Source organism: Methylotenera sp. E1MeOHC1, assembly GCF_058745595.1.
In genome coordinates this window covers 297,850-316,620 of record NZ_CP196025.1, presented here as the reverse complement: position 1 = coordinate 316,620, position 18,771 = coordinate 297,850, and the positions used below count along the sequence as shown (strand labels likewise).

Genomic DNA, 18,771 nt, shown 5'->3' with positions numbered 1-18,771 from the left:
AATTAGCCTTGATACACTGGGAATCGCGCAGTTAAAGCATGTACTTTCACTTTCGTTGCAGCAATCACAGCTTCATCTGTCGGGTTATCTAAAACGTCAGCAATTAAATTAGCCACTAATTTAGCTTCTTCTTCTTTAAAACCACGTGTGGTAATTGCCGGTGCGCCAATACGAATACCAGAAGTCACAAATGGGCTCTCTGGGTCGTTAGGAATCGCATTTTTGTTCACAGTAATATGTGCCAAACCTAATGCTGCATCAGCAGCTTTACCGGTTAACCCTTTTGGACGTAAGTCCACCATAAACATATGTGACTCTGTGCGGCCTGAAATAATGCGTAAACCACGTGCAGTCAATGTTTCAGCCATGACTTGTGCATTTTTAATCACTTGCGCTTGGTAAGTTTTAAATTCTGGTTGCGCAGCTTCCAAGAATGCTGTCGCTTTTGCTGCAATCACGTGCATCAATGGGCCGCCTTGCAAGCTTGGGAACACGCTAGAGTTCAATGACTTTTCAAACTCAGCTTTAGCCATAATGATACCGCCACGTGGGCCGCGCAGGGTTTTATGTGTGGTTGACGTCACAAAGTCTGCATGTGGCACAGGGTTAGGATACACACCGGCGGCAATCAAACCTGAGTAATGCGCCATGTCTACCATGAAATATGCACCTACTTTTTTAGCAATCTCAGCCATACGTGCCCAGTCAAAACGCAAGGCATAAGCTGATGCACCGCCAATTAAAAGCTTAGGTTTGCACTCAACGGCAATACGCTCCATCTCGTCGTAATCGATCTCTTCTTTATCGTTTAAGCCATAAGGCACGATATTAAATAACTTGCCTGACAGGTTTGCTGGTGAACCGTGTGTAAGGTGACCGCCATGACCTAGGTTCATGCCCATTACCGTATCACCCGGTTTCAAGATAGAGAAATACACCGCTTGGTTTGCTTGTGAGCCTGAGTGCGGCTGCACATTGGCATACTCTGCGCCATATAAAGCTTTTAAACGATCAATCGCAAGCTGTTCCACTTGGTCAACAAACTCACAGCCACCATAAAAGCGTTTGCCTGGGTAGCCCTCTGCATACTTATTGGTCAACTGAGAACCTTGAGCCTGCATTACCGCTGGGCTAGTGTAGTTTTCAGAAGCGATAAGCTCGATGTGTTCATGTTGGCGCACAACTTCTTGCTCAATCATGCCCCACAATGCAGGGTCAGCTTGATTTAAAGTATTGGCGTAGTTAAATGGTGCTTGCGACATGGTATTTTAGTTTTCCAAATATTTGAATAAAAGGGAGTTGTTTGCATTTTAACATGCCAAGCCATCATCGTTAAGATGAAGTAATAAAGTTATAAAATTTAGCCGCAAAAGCACGCTATGCAGCACAAGTGGTTGATATTAACCAATTTGGTTTATTTTGGTGCACAAACCAAGCACCACAAAATTCATAACACATTGAATCTTAAAAATATTTTTATTGGCATCTTACTTGCTTTTATAGATACAAGCGCATATCTCCAAAACGCCCCTTAACCCGTACACCTTATCAAGTGCTACGGGTTTTTTTTGCCTATATAAAATACCACGCATGATTTTTATAGGGGACAAAGCTATAATCCATCAACGATAAGGAGAAAAACGTATGAAATGGACGGACAGCCAAGCGATCGCAGAGGCGCTTTACGACAAACACCCTGACATTGACCCAAAAACTATCCGCTTTACAGACTTAATGGAGTGGGTACTAAACCTTGATGGATTTAATGACAGCGCCGATAAATGCGGCGAAAGAATCCTCGAGGCAATACAACTTGCCTGGATTGATGAAGCAGACTAAAGCTGATGTTTGAAGCTCTGCTTTGCTTGTTTATCAAGCACTTTATCTGCGACTTTCCCCTACAAGCATCGCCTTGGATGTACAAAAACAAAAGCATTTATGGCCATGCAGGGGGCATAGCACATGCAGCGGTACACGGCATAGGCACATTTATAATTTTAGCCTTCTGGCTAGGCGCATCCGCATGGATTTTTGCACTGGCTGACATGATTACCCATTACCATATCGACTGGGCTAAAATGAATGTCAGCAATAAGTTCGGCTTACAAGCCAACAATAGTGAATGGTTCTGGATACTACTCGGCTTCGACCAGCTACTGCATCATCTGACTTATTTTGCCATCGTGGCAATCGCCTTTAAGCTAACATAATCAACATGACTAGAAACACGCTGTTTTCCATCATCATCTGGTTAGCCCTGGCAGGCGTCATTTACTACCTGGCTGACAGCATTCAAAATCCTAATAAAATTTACAGACTAGGCAACGCCAGCTCTGTGGTACTCAAGCGCGGCTTGGATGGTCACTACCGCAGCGAAGCACTGATCAATGGTAAAAAAGTAAACGTACTCGTAGATACAGGCGCAACCGGTGTTGCCATCTCGCAAGCCACGGCAGATCTGCTTGATCTAAAAAGCATTGATGCAGTACGGACCAACACCGCCAATGGTGACAGTGTAGGCTACATGGTCAGGCTAGATTCAGTAAAAATAGGCGGCGTGCAAGCCCATAACGTTGCTGCCATGATTGCGCCTGGGCTGGATGGTGACGTGCTGCTAGGCATGTCATTTTTAGGGCGTATGGACATCCGCCTGTACAAAGGCGAAATGACCATTACGCAAGTGGAATAGCACCTGTTGTACACACCATGCGAGCTAGACTTAGCATCTAACTCGCATGGCTAACAACTCTCTATGTAATCACTGTGGGCGTAGTACGACCTGTTTTTTCTACCAACTGAGATATCTGCAACGCAATTTGTATCATTTCAGCTAATGCCACCTGTGCATCCAAGTGATGTTTGCTGCTATCCGGCTCATAGGCTTCTAAATAAATACGCAAGGTTGCGCCTTCTGTACCGGTGCCAGACAGCCTAAATACGATACGTGAACCGTCGGTAAATAAAATACGAATCCCTTGATTATTACTGACGGAACCATCAATCGGGTCATGGTAACTAAAATCATCACATAGCTGTACGCGATAGTTACCAAACACCTGATTTGGCAAGCTGGTAAACTGCGACTTAATATGCGCAATCACGCTGTTTGCTGCCTTAGTGGGGATAGACTCATAATCGTGCCGCGAGTAAACATTACGCCCATATTCCAGCCAATGCGCTTTTAAAATGGCTTCCACACTCATTTGCTTAACTGCAATCACATTCAGCCAGAACAGCACTGCCCATAGACCATCTTTCTCACGCACATGGCTAGAGCTAGTACCAAAGCTCTCTTCACCGCATAAAGTGACTTTACCGGCATCCATTAAATTACCGAAGAACTTCCATCCCGTTGGCGTCTCGAAGCTTGGCACATTCAACTTAGCAGCCACGCGATCTACCGCACCGCTAGTAGGCATGGAGCGCGCCACACCGGCAATGCCGCCCGCATATGCCGGCACCAAGGTTGCATTAGCAGCGAGCACTGCCAAGCTATCAGACGGCGTGACAAAAAAGTTTTGCCCTAAAATCATATTGCGGTCACCATCACCATCGGACGCTGCGCCAAAATCCAGCGCATTTTCACCGGCAAACATGATTTTTACTAAATCTTCTGCATAAGTTAAATTAGGGTCAGGGTGCCCACCGCCAAAGTCTTCAGAAGGCTCGCAGTTCATTAAGCTGTCACAGGAAGCACCTAACCGATTCACAAAAATCTCTTTAGCGTAAGGCCCTGTTACCGCATGCATTGCATCAAACTTCATTGCAAAGTCTGTCGCCAGCAGTTGCTTGATTGCTTTAAAGTCAAATAAGCTTTGCATTAAATCTGCATAATCTTGCACTGCATCAATCACCTGCACAGTAAAAGTTTGGCCAACAGTAATCCCCGCAAACTGCGTCTCACCTATGGTATCAATATCAACCTGCGGCAAGTCTGAAATTTTATACTCGGCAATCACCTTGCTTTTTGCAAACACTTCATCGGTTATTTTTTCTGGCGCAGGCCCACCATTGCCGATGTTGTACTTAATACCAAAATCACCATGAATGCCACCTTGGTTATGACTTGCAGATAACACCATACCGCCGAATGTCTTATATTTACGAATCACATGCGACGCAGCCGGCGTAGATAAAATACCGCCCTGCCCGATTAACACACGTGCAAACCCATTCGCTGCAGCCATGCTAATAATGGTCTGGATGGCTTGCCTATTATGGTAACGACCATCACCGCCTACCACTAATACCGCATCATTTGGCACAACTAAGGTATCAAAGAAACTTTGAACAAAATTTTCTAGATAATGCGCCTGCTGGAATATCTTCACCTTTTTACGCAGACCAGATGTTCCTGGTTTTTGGTCACTGTATGGCTGGGTTGGCGTTACGATTATTTTCATGAATTTTACTCTTTTCTTAGATCCACATCACACAATATAAGGTATGTTACTAATCTCAACAACGATTCTGCACACCTTACCAAATATTTCACAAATACAACACGCAGTAAGCTTTAGTCAGGTAAAATTTTATTACAATAATTAAAACGCAAAGCATTATCGTCATGCTTGCGTTATTACATAAAGTTTAGCATCAGGCTATCAGAACTCTTTAGGGCTAGAAAATGGAAGATCAAGTATTTATTGGGCGTCAGCCAATCATGGATGTGAAACAACACATCATCGGCTATGAACTGCTGTTCAGACATAGCGCTGATGCAGATACTGCCGTATTTGAAGATGAACTCAAAGCCTGCTCAAATGTGTTGGTCAACACCATGGGCGATATGGATGTGCAATGGCTGCTGGGCGACAAGTTAGCATTTATCAATGTGAATGAAGCCATGCTCATGAGCGAATTTATAGAGCTCATGCCACCGCAGCGTACCACACTAGAAATTCTGCGCACAGTTGTGGCCGGAGACGCAGTCATTGAACGTTGCAGAGAGTTACACAAACTTGGCTACAAAATCGCACTTGATAACCCGCAACTCAGCGCTCAATTAGAGCCACTCACCCAGTTTGCTAATTTCATTAAAATCGACTCACTGAGCGTTACCACGCAAGAGGCTCGTAAGCTATTTCAGCAATATGCAGCCCCTAACATACAAATGGTTGCAGAGAAGATTGAAACCCTAGAACAGTTTGAAGCTTACAAAGAAATTGGGTTTAGACGCTTCCAAGGTTTTTACTTTGCAAGACCTGAAACCTTTACGGCAAAAGTGATTAACCCATCATTTGACAGCGTATTAAACCTACTCAACCTAGTAACGCAAGATTCAGACAACAAAGACATTGAAAACGGTTTTAAACGTGATGCAGCACTTTCATTTAAGTTACTGCGTTACATTAACTCCGTAGGCTTTGGGCTTTCATGTGAGATTCAATCTATTCAGCATGCACTCACCATCTTGGGCAGAAAACAGCTTTACCGCTGGTTAACGCTGCTCATGGTTACGGCAGGAGAAAACTCCACACCGCCTGCTTTAATGAAAACATCCATCACGCGTGGGCGCTTAACGGAACTGCTAGGCGAAAGCTATTTTGAGAAACATGATCGAGATAATCTATTTATCGTTGGCGTATTTTCTTTATTAGATGCCATTCTGAAAATGCCGATGGATCAGGTGCTGGAAAAAATCCAATTACCGGAAAATGTTTCTGAAGCACTGCTTAGTCGCGGGGGAGTTTATGGACCGTTCTTGCAGCTCACTGAGGCATGTGAAGGCGCAGATAGTAAACGCATTTTAGAGCTAGCAGAGCTTTTGCAATATGATGCAAATAAGGTCAATGAGTGCCACATGGCGGCACTGTCATGGGCAGAGTCGCTAGGTATTTAATTATCTAGATATTTATTACCTAGGAATTTTAATTACAAAGTGCGCTAATGCACTTTGTAATTAAACAATTCATGAGTTGCGCCTAATTAAGCTGGACTAAGATTAAGCTGCACTTAAGATAAGCTACACCGCGATTAAGCTGCGCCGTGTGCCAAAGCAATAGCCTGGCGCTCCAATATGTAAACATACCGGTTAATCAGCCCTTCATTACCTCTTGAAGGCTCCACGTATTCAAACCCTACACGATACTTAGTCACTGCATCCTGAATATGTATTTCCGTGATATTTTTCACCATTAAAACAAGATTAGTTTCGCCAACATCAGGAAAGCCAATCTTACAGCCACTCAACGCCTGACCAATCACCAGCGCTGGGTTAAGAGGCGCTGTGACCAGCGCACCAATACCACCCAAACTTACATCAACTAAAGTAAGCTCTAATATAGCCTCTTCTTCAGGATTCAGCACATCTGGCACAGGAATCCGGCATATAACAGGATTAGCCACTGGCGTAGCAAAGCGATAAAAGTCACGTCGCTGCAACCGAACCATGTCTTTAGGTAGGCCAATCTTAATGGCTTTGCCATCTTTCAAATCAACCCCAGCTACATGGGTGCTGGTCCATTTAATTTTGACGCCATCTTCTTTGATAAAAACCACATGGTTACTTGCAAGCAACCTGCGGTTAAACTCTTCATCAACGCCTACATCCAAATAAACCATACCAGTTTTGGCATCAATGTTAATAATGCTGGTCAAATAAACATCAGCACCGTGATTAAATGACACTTTAATCATCGACTTATGCTTAACCAAGTCGTTTAGAATCTGTGTAACCTCTTTGGGGTTGTGCACAATATACTGCTCTTCATTATGTACAATTGCGGCGTGTTCCATTTCAATCCTATTAAGCTCTAATACTTATTAAACGCTAATGCTCAAACTTATCTGTCGACCACAGAAATTTGTAATCAACCTCAAATAATAGCACAGACTATGCATGCCAAATAACGACTTATCGCTATGATAATACGATCTAAGGCAAGCTAGAATAGTAGGCACAAAAAAGCCAGCGCATGGCTGGCTTAATGATGTAACTTAACCTTTGGTCAAAATAGTGCGACTTAAAATAGCGCCATATGTGTCACCTGCAACATTCAAGGAGATACCTTAGCTGTGATCAGGCTTGTTTACAGCAAATGACTTTACCCAATTCTCAGCATCAGGCTCTCCAAGTATCTAGAAAGTACGCTTAATGAAGCCAATCAATCTATCGTGCCCAGTTTCCCAGCCTTTCGCATCCACATACCAGCTATCACTCGCATTGGTTGTAGTGTAGTTCACACCAGCATTCCAGCCTTTGCTACCAGCAAGGGTAAAGTCCTTATTCAGCCCCAGCAGCCAATCCGTATAGTTTGCCTGCGAATAATTATGTACAGTCTGGCGACCAACATGCAGTAATAGATTCAGGTCAGCAACCGGTAGTTTACCGGTGAAATTAAGCTCAGTGTAGCCCGAGCCACGTGAGTTACCATTACCACTATAGTTATTGTTAATGCCAAAGAAATTAGTCAGCGCATAAGAATGCTTCAAGGTGAAATTCTTATAATAAAGCGCAGCATTCAACTCAGTTGTGTTAGCAGAATCCCCTCTATTGATAGTTCCGTGGCCAGCGTGCTTACCGTGAGGATAGAAGTATTGCATAAAACCCACACTCAGACTTAAGTCGTCAGTTAATGACTGCACATAGCCACCGTACAGGTCTTTTTCGACCGTATTTCCATACATTGCTCCATTATCTACATTAGTTGCCCAGATGCCGGCGTAAAAACCGCTACTGTGCGTGTAGTCAAATCCGCCCTGTATCGAACCGTGTTCTCTAGTGTAAGAAATGCCACGGTATGTGTAGTCGCTGAAAAATCCAATATTTGCCGTTAATGTATGGGGTGAATCTTTTTCTCCCACCTCGTCAGCAGCATAAGCCAGCGGCATCGCACAGAAAGCTGGAGCTAATATTGCTATTTGTATTGTCGATTTCAATAAGTGTTTCATAGTTCCCCTTGGTAACTTCAATAGAAAAAAACATAAGTAAAATGTGTTTAGAGATACAGCTTTACTAGCGGGGAAATGGATACAACTTACGACTCAATCATATGCAGACGACTTACCATATCCTCGCTACCATATTGATTTATATGGTGTAAGTATTATGGTCGGCCAAAAAAACGTACGTTATACAAAAACGGCAACACACACTTTTATCCACCAGGTTTAGCTACGGTTATGCCGATTTTTGTCATCCTGCTGTAACAGTCACGCCTACAATCAAGACTCAAAATAACCTTGGATGGAGTTTTTTATGCGTAGTCAATTACCGTTATCACTGGCTTCAAAGCCAACTGCTGCTAATACCAGCAAAAAATTTGTATCTAGTATTATTCTGGTGGCAGCTTTAGGTTTGTCAGCTCAGCTTGCGCTAGCTGACGATGCAGCACCTGCAGGCGAAGCTCTGGCTCAAAAAGGCGGCTGTCTGATGTGTCATACCATGACAAAACGGAATGTGGGCCCTGCATTTAAAGATGTAGCTGCTGTATATAAAGGTCAGGATGTAGAAGAAAAGTTAATCACCAAAATCAAAAATGGCGGTCGCGGCAGTTGGGGCGTGTTGCCTATGCCTCCTAACGAAGGCAAATTAACGGACGATGAATTCAGAGAGGTTGTACTCTGGATCAGATCTATGTAATTCAGGCAGAAGTTTCTTACTTTCTATCAGCGGGGCTTGCTCCGCTTTTTTTATGTCTTTAATTAGAAGTAAAGAACCGTAAACACTTTGCAAGCTATATACCAAAATTAAATACAATCCTGAGACAAACGCAGGAGTGGCCTGCAATGGGTAATGGTTAAATTGGCTTAACCCTGCCAGCACTGACTGCATCAAAGTACATTAATCAATTTTAACAATTGGTATGCCACGAAATGATTTTGCACCACGCAACTCTAGTTTCATGGCAAGCACACCGCCATCGCACTTATCTAGACAGGCACCGCAGCGCGTACAATCACTGTCAGTCACCGCCATCGCTTTCTGGGCAACAACAGGCGCAAGTACGTGAGGTTCGGGGCAGACCTTGATACAGTTAGTGCAGCCAGAGCACGCATCAGTTTTGAGCGCCGTAACACGCAGTCTGCCATAATGACCCAGCCATTTATAAAAGGCGCCTACAGGACAAAGATGACCGCACCAGCCACGACGTGTCACCAGAAAATCAAACAGGAACAATGCTGAGAGGAATGTGAGTCCAACAGCAGAGGTCCACATAATTTCACGCTGCAGCAGCGTAATCGGGTTAATAATCTCCCAGGCAAGTGTGCCTGTGATTACAGACAGCACTAACGCGATTACCAGCAGCACCGAGCGCAGATCTTGCGACATGGTCAGGTTGCCCTTGATTTTAAATTTCTGCCGCAGCCAATACGCAGCGTCGGTCAGCATATTGATCGGACACACCCAGCTGCAATAGATGCGACCGCCGAAAAATGCGTAAAAACCAGCCACAATGGCCGCCCCGATCAGCGCAGTCTGCGCCAGAGGAGCACCTGCAAGCCATGATTGCAGTAGCACGAATGGGTCGGTAAGCGGCAAATTCCAGAACCAGAGACTGGAAGACAGATTACCGTGAGCGATACGCCCGACTTCCGGGATATCAACGACGAAAGCAAGTACAATCAGAATTTGCAGTGTGCGGCGCACCAGCAGCCAGCGATGGCTTTTCAGGTAAGAAACAATACGCCGCAATAAACTCGCCATTATCTGCGTCCCATTGCATTCGTGCCGGATATACCCAGCCCGAGTTCACGCGGCAATACGCGTATTGTCGCTTCGGATAGTACGCAATGTTTCTCGCAAGTACCGCAACCTGTACATTTATCCGGATCAACCGTTGGAATCTGCAGCAGACCACGCTCGTTTTGAATCGGCTTCAGCGAAATTGCCTCGCCTTGAATCGGACATACGCGCACACAGATACTACAGGTCAGGCCTTTATAATTCAGGCAGTTTTCATGATCCACCAGCACTGCCACCCCCATATCTGCCTTGCGGATATCTGTCAGCAGAGGATCAAGCGCCCCGGTTGGACAGGCTTTCACACAAGGAATATCAGCGCACATGCGGCAAGGGTCCTGGCGTGCTACAAAAAAGGGGGTACCCAATGGCGCCGGATCAGCCCAAGTAGCTAGTTTGAGAATATCATAGGGGCAATCTTTGACACATAAGCCGCAGCGGATACAGGTCGAATCAAACTCTTTTTCTGGCAACGCGCCAGGCGGCCTGAGAATTTTGGCAGCACGGGCAGGTCGTGAGAAAATCGCTGCCTGTGCAACAACAGCGCCGAACACAGCTACACCGGCATGACGAAAGATACGTTTTATAGCTTTCCTGCGCTCAGGATTTTCTATTGCAGATTTGACAGCCACTGACACTTTTTCGGGTATATGCTTAGTCATATCTTGCTCCAATCTTCTCTATACTGAAGTCACCATGCGGGAGTCAGCAATCAGGCTGGCTCCATTACTCACTTATCGTCATATTTGCTCGTATCACCGGATGTATCCAGCAGCGGAACACATACTCGCCTTCGGCATCATCCGGCACTGTCCAGCTGACCACATCACCAGGAATCTGAATTTCCAGATTGACCACAGTGCCATCAGGATAAGTGACATACAGTGCATGTGTAATATTCGAACGGTTTTCAATCTCGATGCGGTCTTTGCGTTTTGGCACGAATGACCATGCTTCAAGCTCATGATGGGACAGCGTCATTTTGTGCAAGGTGGCGCCAGGGGCCAACGGTGTAACTACACCTTGTACTGCTCTGGACGGGTAAACCTTTTCTGAAGCCTCAAGTTTTGAATCATGATTTTTCGCATCATGCGCAACAGAATCATGAGCATCCGCACTGTGAGCAGCAGAGCATACGATCAGTAGCATGGCTGCCATCAAAGTCACAATCCAAAATTGAAACTGCAATAAGTTAGTGGCGTGCAAAGCATCCGTTTTATGTGTATTGACATCTACATGCCCTAATCTTGCTAATATCGGTTTCATCGCAATACCTTTTACTCCTGCTTTATGCATAATTACTCCGGCATCTTTGGATAATCCACACGCAATGGGCCACCATCCAGAGTCTTAACAAACTCGATCAAGGACAACCTTTCCGCATCGGTTAGTTCAAATGCTTTCATTTCCAACGAACGGCTCTTGCGGTCAATACCACCTTTTTCATAGTGCTTAATCGTTTCCTCCAGACTAGACATGGAGCCATCGTGCATATATGGACCGTTGATAGGTAGGTCACGCAATGATGGTGTCTTGAATGCATACTGCATGAGCGTTACCTGTGGTGGCACCTTTGCACCACGGCCCAAGTCATCGGTACGCAAGCCGATATCGTGAAAGCTGTCATCAGTAAATCGCCATGATTTATGGCAGGAGGCACATTGCGCCTTGCCTGTGAATAATTTAAAGCCATGTTTGGAGCGCTCACTAATCGCACTTTCATCCCCATCCACCCAACGGTCAAAAGGAGCGGGATTGGAAACCAGTGTTCTCTCGAAGCTAGCTAAGGCCTCAGTGATGCGTTTTTTGTTAACACTGGCATCACCAAATGCCTTTGTAAACAAAGGACGGTACCCTTGTATGCTTTCCAGACGCGCTATCACACTCGGAAGATCAAAATTCATTTCATGTGGGGTAGTAATCGGCAGCACTGCCTGTGCTTCTAAAGAGCCGGCACGGCCATCCCACATCAAGGCTGAAAGCCACGCACTATTGAGCACGGTTGGCGTGCGGCGTGCGTTTGTTACATGTTCTGAGCCCAGTGGGCGTAAACGGCCATCACTCCAGCGCTTATCAGGCGCATGACAGGTGGCACAAGACATATTATTGTCGCGAGAGAGACGCGCATCAAAAAACAAGGTCTTGCCTAGATTTGCTTTATCTTCCGTCAATGGATTAGATGATGGTGACGGAATTCCCTCCGGCCGACGATAATCGTTTTTTGAAACGGTTTCGCCAGCGTGTGAAATACCCGCCACCGCCATATTCATGACAAGAAGCAGGCCCATCAAGCATTTACCGGGCCTAGTTCTCATTTCCATTTTAGCTAGCCTTACCAACAACTGGTGAGATGGTGCAGTGATAGGTCATATCATCATTTTCAGCTCCGAAACACCAAACGATGTCGTTGTTGAACTCTGGACGATACACTGGTAATTCACCGTGTGTATTGAAGCAGCCGCAACGCGTAGCAGTTTGTTTACCACAACAGTCACGGTACGCAATCAGGTATGTCTGACCATCACCTGGGTTGAAGCAGCTGGCAACCCATGAGCTTGGTGACAAGCTTGAGCCTGGTGGGCAAGAAGTCAAGCTACCGCCATTACAATCACAAATTTGACCGTCGATAGAACAATGACGCCAGTAGTCACAAGATTGTGGATCTTTATCCTGAGGCACCCAGCCACGTTCACGGGTCATGCTGTTAACACTGGCTGCTTGTGCTTCACCAAGACCAAGGCGAGCGCGACGGTCAACTGGCAGCAAAGGTAACAGTGCTGAACCTGCTAATAACATACCTACTTTGCCGATAAAGCTACGGCGGCCAGTGTAATTGGCAGTGGTACGCGCCAATTTCTCAATGGTAGAATCAAATCGTTTGTTTTCTTTCATTTTGTTTTCCTTATCCTAAATATTTGAACTTTTAGACTAAATTAATGAACACCTTTGTTTTCGTCTGCGTGCAGTAACGGAGTCGTGCTGTGCTTCATGAAGTCCTGTAAAGTTGAATGGCCTTCACGAACTGTTTCAAACAAGCTTTCAACATGCTCACGTGTATTGCACAGGCCTTTGCCAAGAATCACGCCATCTGCATCAAGCAACACGCCATAAGGAACTTTAGAAATCTGATAACGGATACCAATTTCAGCTGAAACAACATAGCGCTCATTTTGCAGCGGATGGTTACGCAGGAACTCAAGGTGTTCAGCGCGTGTACCATCACTGATCAGCACTACATCAGCACCTTCTGCAGCAGCTACTGAACGAATAATCGGCAGTAACTTAGCGCAGATAGGGCAGCTTGGACCAGTAAACATCAACAGGCTTGGACGCCCCGGTGTAACCGCACGACCCACTGTAATCGGCGCACCGTCAAACGTCGTCTGACTGAACACTGGTGAGCGTTCACCGACTTCAGGGCCGTTGTCGAGCAACATTGCGCCCAGCGGAGCAGAACGCTCGTGTAACAGACCAATTTGTCGTATAACGCCAAGCATCAATGCTGCCAGGCTTAAGAATGCGCACCACAACAACACATTTGATGCAATAATAAATCCAGTATTCATTTCTATTCTCCTATATATAAACTAACTTTTTTTGGCACGTGAGTCGTGTAACCCTACGATTAGATCCGCAGCAAGATAAAGCATCGTAAACATCGCAGCAGCCGCTACACCGATCGCTACTGATTCAAATGTCATTGCTGACAAACTAACCGATACATTAGCGGTGAAAAGACTCACTGCGGCGAGTGCAAGGGCACGCATTACGTGAAACATGCCGATGCGACTCACACTGGTCGGGCGACGTACGCAACCACAGTCAATGTGGGTGCGGCCACGTCCGACATTAATCGCTAGCGCCATTGCAAACATCATAAACAGGCCTGCCGCTACCCACGCAGCCACCTCGCGCGCTGGCGGCACCAGCAATGCTATGGCGCTGCCAAGCTCCAACCAAGGTAGAAGCTTCGCGAAAGGGGCGACCATGAAGGAAGGAAGCAGCCGGTAATTGGCAACCACACCCTGAAACTCATCTGTGTTGCGGATTTTTGGAATTGCAGCCGCAGCCAAAACAAGTGCCAGGAAAAGTGAAGCAAATACCGGAACAATCGGGTCATTAATCAGCCAGTTCATGATTTACTCACTTATCCATCGTAACGATAATTTGAGGAGCTTTGCCCATCTCGTCCATTGATGCCAACTGCTTACCGCCCACCGCGTCAAATGTATAGATGATTTTGTGCTCAATTGAAGCCGCGATCAGCGTAGGATTTTTGTCCTGAGTCACAGCAATAGAATCAATCGCATGTTTCAGGTCAATACGGCGCAAACGTTTACCGGTTGTACCATCAGCCACCACTACAAAACGGCTTGGTAATTTATGCGTCCATTTAGCGCGTTGGTCTGCAAGCAGATAGATTTCGTTACGCTCTTTATGGAAAGCAATTGGCTGCCAACCACCTGGGCCCCACTTATCTTTCTTCTCTTTATCGGTGAAAATCTCGATTGGTTTCAAGAATTCAGCACCAGAGTCAGTCAACTTAGCCTGGAAGATCTTACCTTCGTAAGTTGGCCATACTAAACGGCCAGCTGAGTTTGAGTAGTACGGGTTATTGTGTAGATACTCGTTCTCGGCATGGAATACTTTAGTATTTTTCTGCTTGGCATTACCTTGGTTATCATAAGAAACCTGCAGCAATGAGCCGTCACGACAGTGCATGAAGAAGTTTTGTTTGGCCGCTGGGAAAATGTGATAACAGTCTGGAACAGCAATCGTCTTCACAAATTTTTTCTGTTCCAGATCAACCAAACCCACGCCAGATGTTGGTGAGAACTGCTGAATCAGCATGTGTTTGTCATCAACACTCAAAGATGCCGTACGTTCCATTAAACCGGTTAAAAAGCGGATTTCAGGAATATCAATATCTGCAACTGGCTCAAGTGTTTGCGTATCATGCAACCTAACGTAGTCATCTCGCTTACCATGAGCAATACGATCGTAAGTTGTATTAGCCATACCTACAAACTTAGCGCTTGACATCACATGCGGCAGTTTGCCACCATCAATCAAACCATGTAGTTGCAGTTTGTTGTCATTGGCGCCCATTACATACGTTTGAGAAGTCATATTGAAGTGACCAGGATCAATCACGTAAAAACGCTTAGCATCAACTGGCGGCGCTTTTGCAACTGACAAATTGTCAATTTTGAGGCTACCAACTGCGGCAAGCTGTTTTGGCACAGCTTTTTGATCTTCAGCAAACGCAGGTTGCGCTGCCACCAACAAAGCGGCGATTGCAAACTTACCTGCAAGACTAGCTGTTAGCCCGCGCTTCGCATTGGTTGATTGATTATTTAAAGTAATCATGTTTTCTCCACATTATTAATAATTTATAAATGCACTTCTGAATCAAAACCACCTGCTATCAAATGAATAGCAGCGTGAGTGCTGCAGACCCAATAGAAAGCAAGAGGAACCCATCTACTTCAACTGCACGTTCTTGCCAACGAGCAAGCCAAGCCTGAGCAGCCTGATTGCTAACTGGTAAAAAGTTGATAGCGACTGGCAAGCAGCGGCCAATGTTGAAGATAGCGAATATCGTGATAGCCGTTTGCACGTCACCACTGAACAGCGCTACACCAGTAACGATGTAAAGCATTGGTGTTTGCACATAGGTTAGGTAGTTCATGCCTAATGCAAATCCATACAACAAGCCAATCACCCAAGAACTGAAGCGGTAACGTGCGTCATGCGGCACTTGTGCGCGACGTTGTGGATATGGCATCTTCAGGAAACCGAACTGATGTACACCGTAACCAATCGCCAACACAGACATGCCTGCTACCATATAAGTGAAAGGAAGTTGCTCAAACAGCATCCAGCCTGCAATGCCTAGTGCGCCACCTAACACCAATGCACCAACTGCATAACCTAGTACATGGGTTAAAAAGGTAGGCGTCCAACGTGCTACTGACCCGAACGAATAACGTCCAGCTGGGCGCAATAGACTCAAACTAGAATAGCCGCATGGCGACCAGGTTGATAAAAAGCCACCTACCAGTGCAAGCACGACAAACATCGCCGTTAATGCATCAGTAGTTGCCACTCTTGAATCTAGCATGCTGCCACCAGCGACACCTGCGGCAATAGCTAGCGCCATTGTTGCAAAACGTACCGTACCTGAACGCGGCTCAGCAAAGCTGATCGCATCAGGAACACATGCAACGGCAGCGTTGCCTTGGGATGTCTGATACATTCCAGACCCTATACCCATTTTCATGTTCTCCTCCTATGGCCATGTGGCCACTTGTTGATTGAAATAAAAACTACGCAACGCCAATATAGTTACAATTGTGTTACTTCCGTAGCAAGAATCGGCAACCCCTGCCGCCACTTATCTAGCTCTTGCCGATTTTTACTACTGCTTTCGTTTCGCCCCCCCAAAAAAAATCACTAAGCCTTGCGCTTTTTTCCAGCAGCTGAATAAAAAAAAGCCGCACCCGAAGGCGCGGCTAAAGCTAGGCGTTGTTAACGTTGGAGATGCCTAAATGAAATGCTCTTAACAATCTGATCAGTAGCAACAAACTGATAAACACTTGGTCTTCTTGATCAAAAAAACGCTGCATTTAACTGCCCCCAGCATTGCTAAAAACTGACAGGGCGAACTATAGCAACGCAACTGCAATGGCCGTAGCAATAATCGGCAAAGGCTGATGGCGTGTGTCATGCTCTTGCCGATTATTGCTATAAGCCATTATTTGGAATACTGGCTACTCAATGCCATCCTCCACCGCCCCTCCAAAGATAAGCACCCGCATCTAGACACTGAAACTGTGGTTCTTTATAAGTAGTTCTAGCAGATATACCGAAGATGATTCCTTATAAATACAATAGCTATCCGCCTATTTATCCATGCCAATTACATATCAAAATAATTGGGTGTAATATATTAAAATTAGATGATGTAAACAGGAAAATTCATCTATATTTCATCAAGTTATCATCACGCTGTCACTATTGCCGTTTTTTACTATCAATACAGATTTTTTGGAGTAAAGTAAGTCTTGCTAACCTAACAGTGAGTGCATTTGGGTAACACATAAACTATTAAACGCTTTAAGATTAATTACAACGATAAGAATAATAATTAAGAGCAGACTTTTCGCTAAGGCATAACAATAAGAAGCGCCGGATCCAGCATCCACGAAAAGTTAGACTAGAGGAGAAGTATCGTGAATTTACAAGAAGAGTTTCTGGGCATATCCGCCGCGGGTGGCCCTAAAATACATTTAGTCGAACGTAAAACCACCGATGTTCTGGAACAGGCGGACGCGCTGCCGTTTTGGTCACAGGACTACACCCAGCTAAGCAAAGGCACATTTGCCGGCGCACTAACCAGCGTCACAAATCAGGGTGTGCAAGTGTTTCGCGAGACCATGAACCGTGCGGTAGACCAAATTGCGCATGCGCCGTCTGATGCCTATGTCATCGGTCTTGCTACTATCATTGAGGGCGATGCCTCATGGGGATTGTTGCCAGTCAAAGCCAATACCATGATTACGCTGGATAAGAATACTGAACTAGTATTCCGCACCTCGAAACTATCTGAAATAACAGCGGCTGTTATTTCAGCACAGCGCTTAGAAGAATATGCAGCACAGGTGGAATGGATAGACCTGCGCAAAACCATGGAAAGTGTAAAACCAGTGGAGCTTATCTCTCCCGAAATCACAGCCCGTCTGCAGGCATCACTCACTGATGGCATGCACTATGCCTCCCAGTTTCGCGATACAGCAGATGCACAACAGATATGGCGCCTCTTCGAAAACGATCTGATGGCGACCTGTCTGCAAGGGCTATTGCAAGCCAGTAATAGTCCCAACCATAACCATGACCACCGTATCCATCGTTACATTGTCAACCGCGTACGCGACCTTACACTATCAAGCTCAGGTTACCCGCTCACGATAGAAGAGCTCTGTATTAGCCTGCGCATCAGCAGGCGAACCCTAAATCATGCGTTTATCCGAGTATTAGGCATTACACCAGTGGCCTATATGCGTAATGTACGGCTGCACCGCATACGCGCGGAGCTGCAATCTGCACCGCATCAGGTGCGGTACATTGCCAGCGTAGCCGCCAAGTGGGGATTCTGGCATATGAGCCTGTTTTCACGCTATTACCGCGAACTGTTTGGGGAAACTCCTATCGAGACGCTATCGCGTTCGCGCGTCGGTGAAAGACATTGAACAGATCGCTTACTTGCCGGTAGCGTGAAGTAAGCGCAACAGGATTAGCAATTATTTTATATTTATTCATATACAGCCTTTGGCCACAGCAAAAACGGACAGAGCGCTAATTAGGAGGTCGTCGCACATGGGTTCTTTTAGTATTTGGCACTGGTTGATTGTACTGCTGATTGTGGCATTGGTATTTGGCACTAAAAAATTGCGCAATATCGGCGGCGACGTGGGTGGTGCAGTCAAAAGTTTCAAAGAGGCAGTGAATGAAGGAAAAGCCAACCCCACTATAGAAAACAACAATACCACTAGCAGGCAGACAATAGAGCATGACGCCACCGCTAAAACCAGACAATAAGTCATTCAGGACATCACTGCATCATGTTTGATATCGCATTCTCAGAGATTATTGTAATTGGCGTAGTGGCGCTCATCGCCATCGGGCCAGACAAACTACCAAAAGTGGCACGCACCGCAGGCCACCTATTTGGCAGGGCGCAACGGTATGTCAATGATGTCAGGTCCGAAATGGACAATGAACTGCGCTTAGAAGAGCTGAAAAAGCTACAGGATGAGATACTGGAAAATACGCAATCCGCCCCTAAATACCAAGTAGGTCAGGTAATCCGCCATGGTCAGATTGTCCGCGATGACCTTATTGCCAAGAATGCCCAGATACTCAATGATATAGACGTAAACGAAGATTTAGCAGCTAGAACTGTACATCCCACCACGATGACAGAGGGTGACTACATCCCAACGCCGCTCAGGGCACAAGCTCTAAATCAAGCCCAGATAAATAAAACCATGTCTAACCAACAAACCGCATCAAACCAAGGCTAA

At 45.7% G+C, this 18,771-nt stretch carries 21 protein-coding genes; 8 read left to right on the top strand and 13 right to left on the bottom strand.

The window, feature by feature from the left end; genetic code table 11:
• Positions 1 to 2: 2 nt before the first annotated feature.
• Positions 3 to 1,262, bottom strand: coding sequence for a serine hydroxymethyltransferase (gene glyA / locus ACSSU7_RS01410; protein ID WP_492516965.1), 1,260 nt, complete (start codon positions 1,260 to 1,262; stop codon positions 3 to 5).
• 382 nt (positions 1,263 to 1,644) lie between these two features.
• Between glyA and iscX the strand changes: the two genes are divergently transcribed.
• The 3 genes from iscX to ACSSU7_RS01395 all read left to right on the top strand — a co-directional run bounded on the left by iscX (position 1,645) and on the right by ACSSU7_RS01395 (position 2,689).
• Complete coding sequence (iscX, locus tag ACSSU7_RS01405) at positions 1,645 to 1,839, top strand: Fe-S cluster assembly protein IscX (protein ID WP_135278253.1); 195 nt, start codon at positions 1,645 to 1,647, stop codon at positions 1,837 to 1,839.
• 77 nt (positions 1,840 to 1,916) lie between these two features.
• Complete coding sequence (locus tag ACSSU7_RS01400; protein ID WP_492516964.1) at positions 1,917 to 2,210, top strand: DUF3307 domain-containing protein; 294 nt, start codon at positions 1,917 to 1,919, stop codon at positions 2,208 to 2,210.
• Between the two features lie 5 nt (positions 2,211 to 2,215).
• On the top strand, positions 2,216 to 2,689 hold the full coding sequence (locus ACSSU7_RS01395; RefSeq protein ID WP_492516963.1) for a retropepsin-like aspartic protease family protein: 474 nt from the start codon (positions 2,216 to 2,218) through the stop codon (positions 2,687 to 2,689).
• 61 nt (positions 2,690 to 2,750) lie between these two features.
• On the opposite strand, the gene ACSSU7_RS01390 is transcribed toward ACSSU7_RS01395, so the two are convergent.
• Positions 2,751 to 4,403, bottom strand: coding sequence for an alpha-D-glucose phosphate-specific phosphoglucomutase (locus ACSSU7_RS01390; RefSeq protein WP_492516962.1), 1,653 nt, complete (start codon positions 4,401 to 4,403; stop codon positions 2,751 to 2,753).
• Positions 4,404 to 4,627: 224 nt separating this feature from the next.
• Here ACSSU7_RS01390 and ACSSU7_RS01385 point away from each other — a divergent pair, with 224 nt between their 5' ends.
• On the top strand, positions 4,628 to 5,842 hold the full coding sequence (locus ACSSU7_RS01385; protein ID WP_492516961.1) for an EAL and HDOD domain-containing protein: 1,215 nt from the start codon (positions 4,628 to 4,630) through the stop codon (positions 5,840 to 5,842).
• 134 nt (positions 5,843 to 5,976) lie between these two features.
• Here ACSSU7_RS01385 and ACSSU7_RS01380 read toward each other — a convergent pair whose 3' ends face one another.
• Positions 5,977 to 6,738, bottom strand: coding sequence for a flagellar brake protein (locus tag ACSSU7_RS01380; protein ID WP_492516960.1), 762 nt, complete (start codon positions 6,736 to 6,738; stop codon positions 5,977 to 5,979).
• Between the two features lie 342 nt (positions 6,739 to 7,080).
• Complete coding sequence (locus ACSSU7_RS01375) at positions 7,081 to 7,893, bottom strand: TorF family putative porin (RefSeq protein ID WP_492516959.1); 813 nt, start codon at positions 7,891 to 7,893, stop codon at positions 7,081 to 7,083.
• Positions 7,894 to 8,200: 307 nt separating this feature from the next.
• Between ACSSU7_RS01375 and ACSSU7_RS01370 the strand changes: the two genes are divergently transcribed.
• Entirely contained in the window at positions 8,201 to 8,584 is a 384-nt protein-coding gene (locus tag ACSSU7_RS01370; RefSeq protein WP_492516958.1) for a c-type cytochrome, read from the top strand.
• Positions 8,585 to 8,785: 201 nt separating this feature from the next.
• Here the strand turns inward: ACSSU7_RS01370 and napH are convergent, their stop codons facing one another.
• From napH to ACSSU7_RS01325, 9 genes are all read right to left on the bottom strand, one after another.
• Positions 8,786 to 9,649: a quinol dehydrogenase ferredoxin subunit NapH gene (gene napH, locus ACSSU7_RS01365; protein WP_492516957.1), complete on the bottom strand. Its 864-nt coding sequence runs from the start codon at positions 9,647 to 9,649 to the stop codon at positions 8,786 to 8,788.
• A complete protein-coding gene (gene napG, locus ACSSU7_RS01360) occupies positions 9,649 to 10,347 on the bottom strand; it encodes a ferredoxin-type protein NapG (RefSeq protein WP_492516956.1) in 699 nt (232 codons plus the stop codon). Before napG ends, napH begins: the two co-directional genes overlap by 1 nt.
• A 64-nt stretch (positions 10,348 to 10,411) precedes the next feature.
• Positions 10,412 to 10,981 (bottom strand): cupredoxin domain-containing protein, encoded by a 570-nt coding sequence (locus ACSSU7_RS01355; RefSeq protein WP_492516955.1) that lies wholly within the window; start codon positions 10,979 to 10,981, stop codon positions 10,412 to 10,414.
• Between the two features lie 2 nt (positions 10,982 to 10,983).
• A complete protein-coding gene (gene mauG / locus ACSSU7_RS01350; RefSeq protein ID WP_492516954.1) occupies positions 10,984 to 12,006 on the bottom strand; it encodes a tryptophan tryptophylquinone biosynthesis enzyme MauG in 1,023 nt (340 codons plus the stop codon).
• 1 nt (position 12,007) lies between these two features.
• Positions 12,008 to 12,577 carry a methylamine dehydrogenase (amicyanin) small subunit gene (mauA, locus tag ACSSU7_RS01345; protein WP_135278263.1) on the bottom strand — a complete coding sequence of 190 codons (570 nt, stop codon included), beginning with the start codon at positions 12,575 to 12,577 and terminating at the stop codon, positions 12,008 to 12,010.
• A gap of 41 nt (positions 12,578 to 12,618) precedes the next feature.
• On the bottom strand, positions 12,619 to 13,251 hold the full coding sequence (gene mauD / locus ACSSU7_RS01340) for a methylamine dehydrogenase accessory protein MauD (protein ID WP_492516953.1): 633 nt from the start codon (positions 13,249 to 13,251) through the stop codon (positions 12,619 to 12,621).
• A 21-nt stretch (positions 13,252 to 13,272) separates the two neighbouring features.
• Entirely contained in the window at positions 13,273 to 13,758 is a 486-nt protein-coding gene (locus ACSSU7_RS01335; protein ID WP_492516952.1) for a MauE/DoxX family redox-associated membrane protein, read from the bottom strand.
• 70 nt (positions 13,759 to 13,828) lie between these two features.
• On the bottom strand, positions 13,829 to 15,055 hold the full coding sequence (mauB, locus tag ACSSU7_RS01330) for a methylamine dehydrogenase (amicyanin) large subunit (protein ID WP_492516951.1): 1,227 nt from the start codon (positions 15,053 to 15,055) through the stop codon (positions 13,829 to 13,831).
• Positions 15,056 to 15,113: 58 nt separating this feature from the next.
• A complete protein-coding gene (locus tag ACSSU7_RS01325) occupies positions 15,114 to 15,968 on the bottom strand; it encodes a methylamine utilization protein MauF (RefSeq protein WP_492516950.1) in 855 nt (284 codons plus the stop codon).
• A 952-nt stretch (positions 15,969 to 16,920) separates the two neighbouring features.
• Here ACSSU7_RS01325 and ACSSU7_RS01320 point away from each other — a divergent pair.
• From ACSSU7_RS01320 to tatB, 3 genes are all read left to right on the top strand, one after another.
• Complete coding sequence (locus tag ACSSU7_RS01320; protein WP_492516949.1) at positions 16,921 to 17,937, top strand: helix-turn-helix domain-containing protein; 1,017 nt, start codon at positions 16,921 to 16,923, stop codon at positions 17,935 to 17,937.
• A gap of 127 nt (positions 17,938 to 18,064) precedes the next feature.
• The gene (gene tatA / locus ACSSU7_RS01315; protein ID WP_492516948.1) at positions 18,065 to 18,286 is read left to right on the top strand and encodes a Sec-independent protein translocase subunit TatA; all 222 of its coding nucleotides are present in this window, start codon (positions 18,065 to 18,067) and stop codon (positions 18,284 to 18,286) included.
• A 23-nt stretch (positions 18,287 to 18,309) separates the two neighbouring features.
• Entirely contained in the window at positions 18,310 to 18,771 is a 462-nt protein-coding gene (gene tatB / locus ACSSU7_RS01310; RefSeq protein ID WP_492516947.1) for a Sec-independent protein translocase protein TatB, read from the top strand.

Bases quoted from the DNA above. Each gene is read 5' to 3' on its own strand.
- glyA (WP_492516965.1), bottom strand. From the start codon at position 1,262: ATGTCGCAAGCACCATTTAACTACGCCAATACTTTAAATCAAGCTGAC.
- iscX (WP_135278253.1), top strand. From the start codon at position 1,645: ATGAAATGGACGGACAGCCAAGCGATCGCAGAGGCGCTTTACGACAAA.
- ACSSU7_RS01400 (WP_492516964.1), top strand. From the start codon at position 1,917: ATGTACAAAAACAAAAGCATTTATGGCCATGCAGGGGGCATAGCACAT.
- ACSSU7_RS01395 (WP_492516963.1), top strand. From the start codon at position 2,216: ATGACTAGAAACACGCTGTTTTCCATCATCATCTGGTTAGCCCTGGCA.
- ACSSU7_RS01390 (WP_492516962.1), bottom strand. From the start codon at position 4,403: ATGAAAATAATCGTAACGCCAACCCAGCCATACAGTGACCAAAAACCA.
- ACSSU7_RS01385 (WP_492516961.1), top strand. From the start codon at position 4,628: ATGGAAGATCAAGTATTTATTGGGCGTCAGCCAATCATGGATGTGAAA.
- ACSSU7_RS01380 (WP_492516960.1), bottom strand. From the start codon at position 6,738: ATGGAACACGCCGCAATTGTACATAATGAAGAGCAGTATATTGTGCAC.
- ACSSU7_RS01375 (WP_492516959.1), bottom strand. From the start codon at position 7,893: ATGAAACACTTATTGAAATCGACAATACAAATAGCAATATTAGCTCCA.
- ACSSU7_RS01370 (WP_492516958.1), top strand. From the start codon at position 8,201: ATGCGTAGTCAATTACCGTTATCACTGGCTTCAAAGCCAACTGCTGCT.
- napH (WP_492516957.1), bottom strand. From the start codon at position 9,649: ATGGCGAGTTTATTGCGGCGTATTGTTTCTTACCTGAAAAGCCATCGC.
- napG (WP_492516956.1), bottom strand. From the start codon at position 10,347: ATGACTAAGCATATACCCGAAAAAGTGTCAGTGGCTGTCAAATCTGCA.
- ACSSU7_RS01355 (WP_492516955.1), bottom strand. From the start codon at position 10,981: ATGCATAAAGCAGGAGTAAAAGGTATTGCGATGAAACCGATATTAGCA.
- mauG (WP_492516954.1), bottom strand. From the start codon at position 12,006: ATGGAAATGAGAACTAGGCCCGGTAAATGCTTGATGGGCCTGCTTCTT.
- mauA (WP_135278263.1), bottom strand. From the start codon at position 12,577: ATGAAAGAAAACAAACGATTTGATTCTACCATTGAGAAATTGGCGCGT.
- mauD (WP_492516953.1), bottom strand. From the start codon at position 13,251: ATGAATACTGGATTTATTATTGCATCAAATGTGTTGTTGTGGTGCGCA.
- mauB (WP_492516951.1), bottom strand. From the start codon at position 15,055: ATGATTACTTTAAATAATCAATCAACCAATGCGAAGCGCGGGCTAACA.
- ACSSU7_RS01325 (WP_492516950.1), bottom strand. From the start codon at position 15,968: ATGAAAATGGGTATAGGGTCTGGAATGTATCAGACATCCCAAGGCAAC.
- tatA (WP_492516948.1), top strand. From the start codon at position 18,065: ATGGGTTCTTTTAGTATTTGGCACTGGTTGATTGTACTGCTGATTGTG.
- tatB (WP_492516947.1), top strand. From the start codon at position 18,310: ATGTTTGATATCGCATTCTCAGAGATTATTGTAATTGGCGTAGTGGCG.